Source organism: Flavobacterium sp. 90, assembly GCF_004339525.1.
GTDB lineage: Bacteria > Bacteroidota > Bacteroidia > Flavobacteriales > Flavobacteriaceae > Flavobacterium.
On sequence record NZ_SMGE01000001.1, the window covers coordinates 5,999,990 to 6,013,463 of the forward strand.

14 protein-coding genes are annotated in these 13,474 nt (G+C 31.8%); 5 read left to right on the top strand and 9 right to left on the bottom strand.

Translation table 11 applies throughout. The annotated features are described in order from the left end of the window. Nucleotides 1-491 precede the first annotated feature (491 nt). From C8C83_RS24375 to C8C83_RS24390, 4 genes are all read left to right on the top strand, one after another. Entirely contained in the window at nt 492-1,475 is a 984-nt protein-coding gene (locus C8C83_RS24375; protein ID WP_099712035.1) for a beta-ketoacyl-ACP synthase III, read from the top strand. Nucleotides 1,476-1,702: 227 nt separating this feature from the next. Beyond that, nucleotides 1,703-2,293 (top strand): hypothetical protein, encoded by a 591-nt coding sequence (locus C8C83_RS24380; RefSeq protein ID WP_121331130.1) that lies wholly within the window; start codon nt 1,703-1,705, stop codon nt 2,291-2,293. 20 nt (nt 2,294-2,313) lie between these two features. After that, nucleotides 2,314-2,829 carry a hypothetical protein gene (locus C8C83_RS24385; RefSeq protein WP_121331131.1) on the top strand — a complete coding sequence of 172 codons (516 nt, stop codon included), beginning with the start codon at nt 2,314-2,316 and terminating at the stop codon, nt 2,827-2,829. A 122-nt stretch (nt 2,830-2,951) separates the two neighbouring features. Continuing rightward, on the top strand, nt 2,952-3,650 hold the full coding sequence (locus C8C83_RS24390; protein WP_121331132.1) for a hypothetical protein: 699 nt from the start codon (nt 2,952-2,954) through the stop codon (nt 3,648-3,650). 229 nt (nt 3,651-3,879) lie between these two features. Here the strand turns inward: C8C83_RS24390 and C8C83_RS24395 are convergent, their stop codons facing one another. The 7 genes from C8C83_RS24395 to C8C83_RS24425 form a co-directional block, all read right to left on the bottom strand. Beyond that, the gene (locus tag C8C83_RS24395; RefSeq protein WP_132011944.1) at nt 3,880-4,725 is read right to left on the bottom strand and encodes a DUF4249 domain-containing protein; all 846 of its coding nucleotides are present in this window, start codon (nt 4,723-4,725) and stop codon (nt 3,880-3,882) included. Between the two features lie 5 nt (nt 4,726-4,730). Continuing rightward, entirely contained in the window at nt 4,731-7,343 is a 2,613-nt protein-coding gene (locus C8C83_RS24400; RefSeq protein ID WP_121331133.1) for a TonB-dependent receptor, read from the bottom strand. A gap of 111 nt (nt 7,344-7,454) precedes the next feature. Continuing rightward, nucleotides 7,455-8,297, bottom strand: coding sequence for a FecR family protein (locus C8C83_RS24405; protein WP_121331134.1), 843 nt, complete (start codon nt 8,295-8,297; stop codon nt 7,455-7,457). A 12-nt stretch (nt 8,298-8,309) separates the two neighbouring features. After that, entirely contained in the window at nt 8,310-8,525 is a 216-nt protein-coding gene (locus tag C8C83_RS24410; protein ID WP_099712024.1) for a hypothetical protein, read from the bottom strand. Between the two features lie 41 nt (nt 8,526-8,566). Beyond that, on the bottom strand, nt 8,567-9,088 hold the full coding sequence (locus C8C83_RS24415) for a sigma-70 family RNA polymerase sigma factor (RefSeq protein WP_099712023.1): 522 nt from the start codon (nt 9,086-9,088) through the stop codon (nt 8,567-8,569). Nucleotides 9,089-9,381: 293 nt separating this feature from the next. After that, on the bottom strand, nt 9,382-10,203 hold the full coding sequence (locus C8C83_RS24420; RefSeq protein WP_121331136.1) for an alpha/beta hydrolase: 822 nt from the start codon (nt 10,201-10,203) through the stop codon (nt 9,382-9,384). Nucleotides 10,204-10,293: 90 nt separating this feature from the next. Beyond that, a complete protein-coding gene (locus C8C83_RS24425; protein WP_121331137.1) occupies nt 10,294-11,064 on the bottom strand; it encodes an alpha/beta hydrolase in 771 nt (256 codons plus the stop codon). A gap of 573 nt (nt 11,065-11,637) precedes the next feature. On the opposite strand from C8C83_RS24425, the gene C8C83_RS24430 reads away from it, so the two are divergent. Further along, nucleotides 11,638-12,180 (top strand): isochorismatase family protein, encoded by a 543-nt coding sequence (locus C8C83_RS24430; RefSeq protein WP_121331138.1) that lies wholly within the window; start codon nt 11,638-11,640, stop codon nt 12,178-12,180. A gap of 10 nt (nt 12,181-12,190) precedes the next feature. Here the strand turns inward: C8C83_RS24430 and C8C83_RS24435 are convergent, their stop codons facing one another. Both C8C83_RS24435 and C8C83_RS24440 read right to left on the bottom strand, forming a co-directional pair. Continuing rightward, nucleotides 12,191-12,529 (bottom strand): hypothetical protein, encoded by a 339-nt coding sequence (locus C8C83_RS24435; RefSeq protein ID WP_132011945.1) that lies wholly within the window; start codon nt 12,527-12,529, stop codon nt 12,191-12,193. Nucleotides 12,530-12,767: 238 nt separating this feature from the next. Then, on the bottom strand, nt 12,768-13,415 hold the full coding sequence (locus tag C8C83_RS24440; RefSeq protein ID WP_233566203.1) for a GNAT family N-acetyltransferase: 648 nt from the start codon (nt 13,413-13,415) through the stop codon (nt 12,768-12,770). Between the last annotated feature and the right edge of the window lie 59 nt (nt 13,416-13,474).

A 13,474-nucleotide genomic window follows, 5' to 3' on the forward strand; every position in this document is an offset into this window, starting at 1 on the left:
TTTTAAAAATATTTAGCAATTTCAAAAATTAAATCAAGGCTGTTTAAGTTTTTTCTGAAACAAAAAAAGTGTTCAAATTACATTTTAAGAAATCGATTGCGCGATAAGAAACAGGAATAAAAACCTTTCTAAAAATCCTTCATAACTCGGTATTTTTATATGTTTAACAATTTTTTAATACTATAAAGCAGGTGTATAGACAAATAAATCTAGGATTCCTTCTACTACATTTCTATCTTTGCACCAAAAAAATAAGGTTCATTTTATGAGTTATTTTTTTTGTTTCCGGTAAAATCGTTTTGATTTTTACTTCGAAATAATCCTCTCACTGTCCTGATTAAAAATAACTATAAGAATGACTTTGATTAGAGAAATACGAAAAACTTCTCTTTACTTCACAGTTTCTTTATCTGACTTTGAGAAATCCTCTAAGCAAAATGCTGCTCAGAGAATCAAAATAAAAAAAAACACAATAGAGAAACAATACATAAATGAATACACTTAACGCTTCCATTATTGCTATTGGGGGATATGTACCTGAAACGGTTTTAAGCAATACTGATTTAGAAAAAATGGTAGATACCTCAGATGAGTGGATTACTTCACGCACAGGTATAAAAGAAAGAAGAATACTTGACGATCCTGCTTTGGCAACTTCAGATATGGCTTCTTTTGCAGTTAAAGATTTAATTGAAAACTACGCAATAGATCCACTTGATATTGATTGTCTAATTTTGGCAACCTCTACACCAGATCGTATTTTAACTCCTGCAGCCAGTTTGGTATGCGAAAAAGCGGGCTTGAAAAATGCCTGGGGATTTGACCTTAACTCTGCTTGCAGCGGATTCTTGTACGCACTTTCAGTTGGAGCAAGTTTTGTTGAAAGTGGCAGATATAAAAATGTTATCGTTATTGGCGCTGACAAAATGAGTTCTATCGTAAATTATGAAGACAGAAATAGCTGTATTCTTTTTGGTGACGGTGCGGGAGCTGTACTTTTACAACCAAATACTGAAGGACGAGGAATACAACAAAACATCTTTAGAACTGACGGAACCGGAGCTGAATATCTTACGGTTCGTGCCGGAGGTTCTCTACTTTCGACTTCTGAAGAAACGATTCATAATAAACAGCATTTTGTACAACAAGAAGGTAGAACTGTCTTCAAGCAAGCTGTAAAAAACATGAGTGGAACTTCTAAGGAATTAATGGAAAAAGCTTCCTTAACTCCTGAAATGGTTGACTGGGTGATTCCACATCAGGCAAACCTTAGAATTATTCAGGCTGTAAGTGAAGATATTGGTATTGGTATTGAAAAGTTCAAAATAAACATTCAGAAATACGGAAATACTACCGCAGCAACGATTCCTTTATGTCTTTGGGATTTTAAAAATGATTTCAAAAAAGGTGATAATATCATCGTAACCGCTTTTGGTGCTGGATTCTCTTGGGGAAGTATGTACATAAAATGGTAATTTAAAATAGAGCTTAATATTTAGGTTTTATCTTTTAAATAAAAAAACACTCAATACAAATTTGTGCATTGAGTGTTTTTTTATGGAATAATCTCAAATCATATTTACTTTTATTTTTTGCAGGCACTATTAAAATAACTCTATATTTGAAATAGTTAAGCTGATAAAATCTAAGAAACTAAAATAATTTAGAATACAGAAATTCATGCTTTTTTATAATCGATTTGATGGAAAAAATAACGGTTTTAGCTCATAAAATATATGCATCACAGCCTTTACTGAAAGGATTTCAAGATAGTTTAGAAAATAAACTTCATGTTTTATCTAATACTGAAAAGATTGATCTCTTAGTTTATTGTTTTAAAAACTATGACAAAGGATTTAATATTTCTTTAATTCTTTCTTGTCCAGATATATGGAAAAATTTTATTCTAAAAGACTGGGCTTTATTAATATCAAAAATGTTCCCTCGTAAAGAGTTTGATAAACATTCTTTTAAAGATATAAATTCAGTATCTTACTGCGATATTTTAATACTAAACGGAATTATTGGTATTAATCCTTTTAGGTATATTTTCGATAATGAACAATTTACTATTGAAGAAAAAAAACTCCTTTTTGATTTTTTCAAACATCGTGGAGAATATACTTTTTACATCAACGAAAGAGAACTTATCGAAGATATTGTACACTTTTATGATTTAGAAGTTTTTCAGGAAATTGTAATAATGAAGGAAAAGCTACTTTTAGAAGGTTTAACTCCTACTGTAAAATATCAGGAAATTATGAAGCAATATTCTTTTCTTGAAATTTTATAAAAAAAATAAAACAATTATAAATGAGACTAATAGACAAATTTTATTGTATTCAATCTGAAAGATATGGCGACGGATCTACAAAGATTATTGCCGAAGAAATTGTTTCTGTAAAACAAGAATTAAAACGTCCGATGATTAGCCTTATTGGCAAAGGTGATGGTATTACATCTCATAAAAACAGACGTTTTTTTAGAAAAACGTTGTCTGCAAATCCTAATTCATATGAATCTTTTAGCGAAAAAGAATTATTATTTCTTTCGGAGATCTATAAATTTGATGTTGCCGAACATGATATCTATAAAGGCTATTTTTCGAGTGTTTTAAAAATACATCCACTTTATCAAAGTCCGGCAGATCTAATTTTTATTGAAGAGGACGAAAAAAAGTATTTAAGAATCGAATTTCATCGCTGGGAACTCGAAAACCAACCAAGATCTGCAGGTGAAGATTCGCTTGGCGAAAATATTACGTACGTTTTAGGTTTTTGGGAAAATCCTTTGTTAACGGATGAAATAATCGCAAAGATTAAAAAATAGATTTTCCGCATGTTTACTGGCTTTATTGAGATTTTTTTTAAATCAAAACTGTCCGTAAAGCTAAGATCTTCAATTCTTAAGTTATAAAATTTATAATCACAAAAGTTTTATGATATAAATAAATGATACAATCAAAACAAATTGAACGTTTAAGTTTAATCAAAAATCTAAACAACAGAGTACAACTAAAATATCTTGGTTGGGAAGAACCAAGTGCTGGACAAATGATTGTTTATCATTCTGTTTTGATTGATGACCTTGACAGAACAAATGAGCTTTTTGGGAAAAATAGGATTCAATCTTTTATAGATGAAAAGATTGAAATTGAACATCCAACTAAAAATTTTGCGTTTCTTCCGAGTCTTGGTTCTTTTTTAATAAACATTTCTACTTATCATAAAACAAATTTAGATACTTATCACAGAGTTGATAAATCTATGGTTGTGGATTCGTTAGTTGGAAGTTTTTTTTATCCTGATCATCATTTAACGATCAATAAAAGAAGTTTGGTCGTAACTGATTTGGCAACTTTAGAAAAGAAAAGAATAAAATTTAATGAAGATGTTGATATCGAATGGGCATATTTTATTAATCCAACACAGATTCAAATTATTCAGGCATTTTCTAATCTTTCTTTTATTTATGATTTGAAGGAAGAAAAAATTATAGACAAAAGAGATGTTGTAAACAATAGTCTATATCCTGATATTTTCAGATGGATTTACAGAGGTCAAAAATATAATTCAAACCAAATAGAAATGGAATTGATTCAAAAAAATGAAGATGGTTTGGTTTCAAGTAAGTATTTCGAAATTATGTAAATAAAAAACATCTGACATAAATATTTATATGCCAGATGTAATTACAAATCAACGTACAATTAAACCTTTTATTTAACCTTTTTTGTGTGTAAAGTATTTAAACATATTAAGTATGTTTTTATACTGTATCTAATAAATCTCTCGCAAAGTCGCCAAGTTTATAATCTCTTTGCGACTTTGCGAGATTTTTTTAAATCATATATTGTAAAAAAACTTAACTAAGAGACTCTTATTTAACCAAGTATGCTACTTTATCGGCTTCGCAAAGTCTGAAATAACCGAAAGCAAAATTATTTGAATCAATAGTATTTACGATGTTACCTCTGATGTTTCCCGGAGGAATTGAAAATGGACTTCCGCCATATATTTCTAAAATTAGGTTCATATAATTATAGAAGTTTTTAGAAATACCGCGATGTGTAATATTAATCGTTTTTCCGGGCTGTATTTTGTCATCGGCATTTGTGAATCGATTATTTATTTCATTTCCATTATAAAATTCATCGTCTGTAAGTAAATATTCCGGATATATTAGGAAATCAACTTTATAATCTGTCAGATAATAATTGACCTGATCAACCGGATCTTTAAAATAATATACCACTTCGATTGACTCTTTTCCTTGTCCATCTTTATGGATTTCCTGCTCTACTCTGTCAATTGGTGTAACAGATGTCAGCTTTTCGGTCGCTTTAAAACTTTGTCCTTCTGCGGTTACAGAAAGTGTATAATCCATATTTAGAACCGGAACAAAATTATTACATACATAAGAACCCGGTTCAGTCTCATTGAAAGTAAAAACATCTCCATTACTGTTTTGAACTTTTACTTGTGCTCCTGAAACCTTTGGCGTGGTATTGTTGTAATATGGTGCAGTTTTACTGATTTTAATAACCTGTACATTTCCCGTCGTTCCTTTTTGCCAGATAATTTCTGCATCGACAACTAGTCTTGTTTCGCCGGTTTCTAAATCAAGTTTTACAACATCTTCACAAGATGAAAAAAACATCACAGAAAGAAGGCTTAAAAAAAACAGCGCTTTACTTTTAAAATTATACTTTCTAATCCTTTGCATATTTATTAAAATTTAAAATTATAAGAAACTCCAGGTACTACCCCAAAAATTGATAGTCTTCTGGTTTCATTTGCTCCTGTATCATCATTTGTTGCAAATGTCATTGAAGCAGCATTTTTTCTATTGTACACATTATAAAGACTGAATACCCAGTAGCTTTGCCATCCTTTCTTTTTGTCTGGTTTTGGTGTATAAGTCGCCGCCAAATCTAAGTGATGAAAAAGTGGTAATCTGTTTTCATTTCTAAGAGAGAAATTAGGAATATTGATTCCGCCAAATTCATAATATCCGTTTGCATATGTCACCGGCTGTCCAGATTGCAGCGTGAAATTACCATTAAAAGACCATTTAGGACTGTATTCATAACTTCCTACAATGCTCAGATTGTGCAGTTTGTCGTATCCTGACAAATACCACTCACCATTTGCAACACCAGGTTCTTCTGGAGTTCTTCCGGGTGTTTTTTGTTCTGCTCTTGATAAAGTATACGAAACCCATCCTGTAAGACGTCCGGTATTCTTTCTCAGCGATAATTCCATACCGTATGATCTGGCTTTACCATTCAGGATCACCTGTTCTACATTATTATTTGCCAGAATATTTGCTCCGTCTATATAGTCAATACGGTTTTGGATTTTCTTATAAAACAATTCTCCTTCAAAAGAATAATCTTTGTCCTTAAAATTTTTAAAATATCCTACTGCGTATTGATCCAGAATCTGTGGTTTTGCAAAAGGTCCGCTTGGTGTCCAGATCGTCATTGGCAAAGGCGACTGTGTATTTGACAACATATGAATGTATTGTGCCATTCTGTTATAACTTGCTTTTACAGATGTTTCGTCGTTAAAAGCATATGATAATGAAGCTCTTGGCTCCAGATTATCAAATTTACTTATTGTTTCTCCGCTTTTATAAGAGATAGTTCCCGTTGGAGTTCCTTTTTCATAAATATGATATAACGGATTATAGACTACTGCCTGCCCGTTTTCATACGTGCTTATTTCCTCGCCTCCTAAACGATAAAACATACTATACCGAAGTCCGTATCTTAAATTCAGTTTCTCTGTAATCTGATGTTCGAAGTCTAAATAAACCGAAGATTCAAAAGCATATTTTCTATCTAATTGTTTGTAATTAAACTGCGAAACTGAGTTGGTAGGTTCTACCGTTCCGGGATTAAAATTATAATATTGACCGTCGATTCCGTAGTTTAGTTTTAGCTTTTCTGATAAAGTATGATTCCAGGCATACTTAAGTCCCGAAGTCTGGATGTTATTATTCCATTTAAAAAACTCTGTAGGTAAGCCAAGATTAAATCTGTAATCACTATAGAAAACGGATAAATTAGCACTTAAATTATCCGAAAACTTATGCTTCCAGTTTAAGGTTCCCATGGTATTTCCAAAGGTGCTGGTAAAACGATTATCGATATCAAAAACATCATTTCCAAAGTATCCCGAAAAAGAAAGCGTATTATTAGCGCCAAAACGGTAATTAAGTTTCGCGTTAAGATCATAAAACATCGCTGAATTACTGTTATCTGCCAGTTTCAAAAATAAATGGGCATAAGAAGTACGTCCTGCGACAATAAATGAACCTTTTCCTTTCTCGATAGGTCCTTGTACCAAAAGTCGGCTTGATATTAAACCAATTCCTCCATTAACTTTATATTCTTCAAAATCTCCGGTTTGTTGCGTTACATCAAGAACTGAAGAAACACGTCCACCAAATTTAGAAGGAATTCCACCTTTATATAATTCTAATCCGTTTATAATATCAGCATTAAAAATAGAGAAGAATCCAAACATGTGAGAATCACCATATACCGGAGCGCCATCCAAAAGAATTAAATTTTGATCTGCTGCACCACCACGAACATTAAATCCTGACGAAGCTTCTCCGGCATTTGTAACTCCGGGCAATGTCAATAATGATTTTAAAGGATCCGGCTCACCCATAGCGGCTGGAATTCTTTTAATCTCGGCCATCGAAAGCTTGCTAACACTCATTTGAGTATTCTTTACATCAACAGCTTTGCTTGTGGTTATAATCACTTGTTCCAGCTCCTGACTGTCAGAATCCATTGTAAAATTTATCCTTGAATCATCAGATACGGTTATTTTCGTTTCTTTATTTTTTAAACCAATATAACTAATCGCAACAGTATAACTTCCTTTATCCAGGTCTATAGCAAACATTCCGTTTCTGTCTGTTGTTACGCCTGTTTCCAGTTCTTTTATATAAACATTTGCTCCAATAATAGGTTCATTATTATCGTCAAAAACCTGTCCGGTCAGCTTGTTTTTTTTTTTAGCTGTTTTTGTTGCTTTTTGCTTCACAAAAATGTTGTTGCCAACGATCGAAAACTGAACTGTTGCAGTTTTATTTAATTCATTAACAAGATCTTTTATTTCAATATTTTTATATGTTTTTTGGTGGGTAAAATAATGCTGACTTGTATTGATCTGATCTGTAAAGGCAAATTTAAAATCGGTTTGATTTTCAATTTGTTTAAAGAATTCTTTTAAAGCTACCGTTTTATCTACCGTTACTGTAACGTTTTGGGAGAACGCACTTAAACCGAATAAAAAAAAGCATGCGGAAATTATATGCTTCATGAAATTTTGTATTTTTGAATATTATTAAATGGAATAGTTTCATACTATCCTTACTATGAGGAGGATGTGTAGTTTCGCGGCTAGTGCATCCTTTTCTTTTCTATTTCTTTTCTATTGAAAAGTAACTTCTTTTAATTCATCGTTTATTTCAAAGTTTAGGTTATACATTTCTGATATTAATTGTACAATTATTTTTAAATCTTCTTTTTTATTGATTCTTACCGTAATTCGCTGATTTGAATATTCTGCCGGAATTATCACTTTATAACCGTAATTCTCCTGAATATAAACACTTACATCGCTTAATTTTTGGTTGTCAAAATCAATAAACCTGCTAAACTCAGTTACTTCGGCCGTATTGTTTGCATACGTAAATGTTTCGCCCGGAACGAGAATCCATTTTTTGTCCTGATTTTTTACGCTCATCTCAACGCTTCCTTCAAAAAGGGAAACACTCACACTATTTTTTGAACTTCCTTTTACCGTAAATGAAGTTCCTAAAACGGTTGTTGTTGTTTCTTTGCAAAAAACCTGAAAAGGATGTTTCTTGTCTTTTTGAACTTTAAAATATCCTTCACCTTCAATTTCTATTTTTCTGTTTGTTTCGAAATTATTGGCATAGGTAAGTTTAGAATGGGGACTTAACTCAACTCTGGAACTATCCGGTAAGAAAACAGTTTTTATTTTTGATGTTGTGTTTTCAATTACATTAGAAGCAATAAATACATTTTGTGTTACAGAATCTCTGTTAAAATAAAGTCCGGTTCCAATCAATGCAAATACTAAAACTGCCGCCGCTGCCGCATAACGCCAAATCTTAAATTTTGGCTTCTTTGCCGAAAAAGCTTTAGATTGAAAATCTTCCCACGAAGCTTCTTTCTCACTATCGGAGTGTGAAATAGGAACTTCGTCCCAGATCTTTTTTAATTCGTCTTCTATTTTTTTATCACTCATATCTTTGGGGCGTTAAAGTTTCTGACAATAAAATCCTTGTTTATTAAAAACACCATAAACCATTTCTTTAATTTCTCTGTTGGTTTCGATTTTTAGAACATGATTAGAATCTTCCAGATCAAAATTCATGATACAATCAGAAATAACAAATTGAAGAAGCCTTACAATAAAACGTGCGTCTTCCTTGGTTGTAATATCTGTTTTGTAAGCTTCTATATTGGTTTTCATGATGTCGTTTTTATATATAACAAACGAGATCACAAAAGTTCCTAATGGTTTTCGATTTTTTTTCGAATAAATTTACTGGCGAGATAAATATGATTGGCAATTGTCTTTTCAGAAAGTTCTGTCATTGCTGCAATCTCCTTATAACTAAGATTTTCCAGTTTGTGTAGTGTATATATTTTTTGTTGTTGCTCCGGAAGAAGATTTATGAAATTATATAATATTTCTTGTCTTTCTTCAAAAACTTCGGTTTCTGTGTCTTCTTCTTCGGCCTGAACGTGAAAAGAATCAAGCTGAATGATCTTATTCTCTCGATTTACGTGATTGATGATAATGTTCTTGCAAATGGTGAACAATTGTTTGTCAAACAAAACGTCTTCATTTAGCAATTCTCTTTTATTATAAAGTCTTAAAAAAGTTTCCTGAACAAAATCCTGCGGAGTAAGAACTGTAAAGTTAAATCGTCTGGCAATGTTTATAAGTTTATCATAGTAATTAAGGTAAGCTTCCTTGAAAGAAGCCTCATTACCTTTTTTTAAACTTAATATAAACTTTCTATTGTCCATAACTTAAATATGATAATTAGTCTAAACTCATTGTCTATTATAATATTGTATTATAAAAACGACGCCTTAAGACTACCTTAATCATTTTCTTAATAAATCCTAAGGTGCAAAGAACAGAAATAAATTTTATTCTGGAATTATTTAACAGAAAATTATACTTTAATAAATCATTTCCTAAAATCAAAAATCACTTTCGTGAAAGAATGAAAAACAAAAAACCTCTTCAGAATGAAGAGGTTATGATATTAACAAAAGAAACAACAAAAAGTATTTGTTGTTTTAAATTTTGATTACTAAGATTTAATAAATGCCAGTAAATCTGCGTTGATTATGGCTGCGTGAGTTGTTGGCATTCCGTGTGGCAAACCGGGATACGTAATGATTTTTCCGTTTTTCAAAAGTTTGATTGCACTCAAAGCTGTCGTTGCATATGGAACAATCTGATCGTCTTCTCCGTGTAATATCAATACAGGAAAGTCAACACTTTTAAGATCTTCGGTAAAATTAGTTTCCGAGAATGCTTTTATACAATCGTAATGCGCTTTAATGCCGCCATTCATTCCCTGACGCCACCAATTGTCCTGAATTCCTTTTTTGATGTCTGCTCCTTCTCTATTATATCCGTAAAACGGAAATGTTATATCGTGGTAAAATTGCTGTCTGTTATTGGCGGTATTAGCACGAATATCGTCAAAAACTGCTAATGGAACTCCGTTTGGATTATTGGCATCGACGATCATATAAGGCGTTACGGCACTTATAAGTACAACTTTCGAAACTTTGCTTTTTCCGTATTTTGCCGCATAATGAATCGCTTCTCCACCTCCGGTTGAATGTCCAACATGTATTGCATCTTTTAAGCCCAAAAATGTTGTCAATTCATCTACATCAGCTGCATAAGTATCCATTTCGTTGCCTGTCGCAGTTTGCGTAGATCTGCCGTGTCCGCGTCTGTCGTGAGCAATTACTCTATATCCCTGCTCTAAGAAAAAAAATATTTGTGCATCCCAATCGTCTGCAGACAATGGCCAACCATGATGAAAGAAAATTGGCTGCCCCGTTCCCAAATCTTTGTAATAAATCTCTGTTCCGTCTTTTACTGTAAACTTGCTCATTTTAATTTCGTTTAATGGGTTTATTAATGATTTAAAATTGAATTTGTCTTGCTTAACTTTATTTTCTAAACTAAAGTGTTTTGCAAAATTTTATAATCCTTCGTACCAATCTAAAATATAGTCTGCAACGGATTCCCATCCTTTTTCACCACAAATAAAATGGCTTTTGCCTTGAAAGATCTTCAAATCGACACGACTGTTTTTATCTGAATATTTATTTGCTAATGTGGTTGTAAGCTCAGGCGAAAATATATTATCACTTCCGCCGCCAATAAATAATATAGGCTGATGCGGTTTTTTAAAATCAATATTAGAAAAAGAGTTTAATACTAATTCTCTGTTTACTTTAAAACTTTCCGGCACTGCAAAATCATCATAAGCTTTTGCTCTTTCTGAAGATGGCAATGTGTTAAAAAAGTTTCTATCATACCAATCGCGATTTCCTAAAAAATACTTTTTGCCAGAGAAAAAACCAAATGCAGGAAGTGCTGCTTTTAAAGTTGAAAGTGGAGGAAAAACATTCTTTGGAGGTGCGCCATCTATACTTACTGCAGCAGCAACTTTGTCTAGTTCCAGCAATTTCATTACTGCCATTCCTGCCATAGAATGCCCAATAACTAATGGTTTTTCGGGCAAGGTTTTAATTAGTTCCAGAAGATTATTTATCACATCAATAAATCCTGTTCCGGTAAGCGCAGGATGAACCTGATTTCTTAAATCTGCCGGAACTCCTTCGTGTCCCGGATTTGCCGGTGTGTAAACTTTATAGCCCTTTTGTTCGTAATGGGTTTTCCAATTTTCCCAAGTGAGGTTGTTTACAAAATTTCCGTGAATAAGAATTATGGATTTTGATTTTGTCATAAGATTTAATATTTAATGAGTAATAAAGTATGGATAATGACGATGTACTATTTTTTAAGGTCAAATTATTACTCTGATATTCCTTAGAATAAATCAGTCTGATTATGTCCTTAGTTTTGCGATCTCGAAAATTCAGGCAACCATTAAGCCAAATATACAAAATACTAACTATCAACAACTTAAACCTTTAAAAATATTTTATCTATCGCTACATTTCGCTAATTTTTCAATGCTTTTATGATATATAACAAAAAATGCATTCCGCGAAAAGACATAAAATTCACCCGTGATATCCATGCTTTTGATTACTTAACAGTTTAATTAAGAAAGTAATTAGAAAAATCCGTTTTTATCTGCGTTTTTACGAAGTAAATCTGTTTTATCCGCGTCAAAATTAGAGGCTGATTTTACTGATTCGCTAAAGCGAAAACGCTCATAAAAACGGATTTTATTTTCTAAAAGCTTAACTTAATAACATTACCTTCAGGGACTATATTTTACTAATTAATACAAGTAAAGCAATTGACTTTTTTACTAAATTTGGTTGAATTATCTAAACAAAAATTAAAGTATATGAAGATTTTACCATCAAATTCTACGTTGCTTGTCATTGATGTACAGGAAAAATTATTGCCAAAGATTTATGAAAATCAAGACGTAATGAAAAATGTAATCTGGGCAATAGATTTGGCTAAAATAATTGGTATTCCAATGCTTTTAACGGAACATTGTCCAGAAAAAATTGGAACTACGCCAGCGATAATCAGAGAAAAATTTGAAGAAAATGATATTGTCACAAAGACTTATTTTTCGGCAGTTCGCGAAGGAAATCTTCTGGAACACATTCAAAAAGAAAGAAAACAAATTATTGTCGCAGGAACCGAAGCTCATATTTGTGTACAACAATCAGTTTTGGATTTTCTGGAATTAGGGTATAAAGTTTTTATATTGGATTCGGCTGTGGGAACCCGAAATCCAATTGATAAAGAAAGAGCATTACAAAGAATGCAGCAAAATGGTGCCGAAATAATTACTAAAGATATGCTTGCGTTTGAATGGCTCGAAAAAGCAGAAACAGAACTTTTTAAGATTGTGCTTAATCGGTTTATTAAATAGAATAAATAAATTATTCAAAAAAGTTCTTTGCCTTTTTCGTTAAAAAAAGCTCGTATTTATAATTTTTCCTGTTCTTTCTAAATACATATAAAAGCTTTGAATTGGCTTTCTTTACGATTTTATCTCCTTCTTCAATACAATCATTTTTATCAAAAATATAGCTTGTAAAAGCATATTCAGTTCTAATGCTATCATAAAATATTATATATCCATTTTGCTTAATATCAATTCTTTTAATTTCGAAATTATAGTCAATTGCATATTCTCTTTTGGACTCATAAACATTTGAAATTAAAATCGCTGTAAGTACACCGACAAAACCTATTATCAAATAAAATGCTCTTTTCATTTTAGCTATTAAACCTTTAAAATTAACAGTCATCAAATAGAAGCAAAAAAACAATTTTTATCAAAATATTGAATATTAATTTATTGTTACTTTTTTTAATAAACTGATTCTGGTTAAGGAAAAATCTATAATTCTACAGCAAATAAATCTCTCGCAAAAACGCAATCCTGTCCTGAAGTTTTGGGTTTAAACTTTGTAACCTTGCGAGATTAATTTTATTACTTACAGCTTAATTTAATTATTTATTTTTCGGATCATATAACATTGCCGTACATAAACAATTTTTTCTTTCTTTACTTATCAAAATTGGGCAATTGACGCATAATTTACAATTCTCCCAGAAAACCTCATCTGTCGTTAATTCCGAATAAGTAACGGGTTCAAAACCTAGTTCGTGATTCATTTTCATAACTGCCAATCCTGTGGTTAAACTGAAAATGCTGGCTTCGGGATATTTTTGACGGCTTAATTCAAAAATCTTTCTTTTAATTCTTTTTGCAAGTCCTGTATGTCTGAATTGTGGTGCAACTATTAATCCTGAATTCGAAACATATTTGTCATTTTCCCAAGAAGAAATAAACGAGAAACCTGCCCACGATCCGTCTGGTGCAAAAGCAATAATTGCTTCACCATTTTTTATTTTTAATTCGAGCGATTCAGGAGAACGACCGGAAATTCCTGTTCCTCGCGCTAAAGCAGAAGATAAAGTTGTATCGCAAATTTCTTTTACCCAAAAAATATGATTCGCATTAGCAACCTCAATCGTAAAATCGAGTAATTCTTCGGGAATTTTATCGTTTGAGAATAATGTTGTTTTATCCGGAAATGAATTAGGCAATGGAAAAATTTTGCCTGAAAAATCTATGGGGGGAAGTTCAGTTTTCATATTTGATATTTGGAAATACAAAACCGAAAATTCAAATCCTATACCGCAATTACATTACA

Bases quoted from the DNA above. Each gene is read 5' to 3' on its own strand.
- C8C83_RS24375 (WP_099712035.1), top strand. From the start codon at position 492: ATGAATACACTTAACGCTTCCATTATTGCTATTGGGGGATATGTACCT.
- C8C83_RS24380 (WP_121331130.1), top strand. From the start codon at position 1,703: ATGGAAAAAATAACGGTTTTAGCTCATAAAATATATGCATCACAGCCT.
- C8C83_RS24385 (WP_121331131.1), top strand. From the start codon at position 2,314: ATGAGACTAATAGACAAATTTTATTGTATTCAATCTGAAAGATATGGC.
- C8C83_RS24390 (WP_121331132.1), top strand. From the start codon at position 2,952: ATGATACAATCAAAACAAATTGAACGTTTAAGTTTAATCAAAAATCTA.
- C8C83_RS24395 (WP_132011944.1), bottom strand. From the start codon at position 4,725: ATGCAAAGGATTAGAAAGTATAATTTTAAAAGTAAAGCGCTGTTTTTT.
- C8C83_RS24400 (WP_121331133.1), bottom strand. From the start codon at position 7,343: ATGAAGCATATAATTTCCGCATGCTTTTTTTTATTCGGTTTAAGTGCG.
- C8C83_RS24405 (WP_121331134.1), bottom strand. From the start codon at position 8,297: ATGAGTGATAAAAAAATAGAAGACGAATTAAAAAAGATCTGGGACGAA.
- C8C83_RS24410 (WP_099712024.1), bottom strand. From the start codon at position 8,525: ATGAAAACCAATATAGAAGCTTACAAAACAGATATTACAACCAAGGAA.
- C8C83_RS24415 (WP_099712023.1), bottom strand. From the start codon at position 9,088: ATGGACAATAGAAAGTTTATATTAAGTTTAAAAAAAGGTAATGAGGCT.
- C8C83_RS24420 (WP_121331136.1), bottom strand. From the start codon at position 10,203: ATGAGCAAGTTTACAGTAAAAGACGGAACAGAGATTTATTACAAAGAT.
- C8C83_RS24425 (WP_121331137.1), bottom strand. From the start codon at position 11,064: ATGACAAAATCAAAATCCATAATTCTTATTCACGGAAATTTTGTAAAC.
- C8C83_RS24430 (WP_121331138.1), top strand. From the start codon at position 11,638: ATGAAGATTTTACCATCAAATTCTACGTTGCTTGTCATTGATGTACAG.
- C8C83_RS24435 (WP_132011945.1), bottom strand. From the start codon at position 12,529: ATGAAAAGAGCATTTTATTTGATAATAGGTTTTGTCGGTGTACTTACA.
- C8C83_RS24440 (WP_233566203.1), bottom strand. From the start codon at position 13,415: ATGAAAACTGAACTTCCCCCCATAGATTTTTCAGGCAAAATTTTTCCA.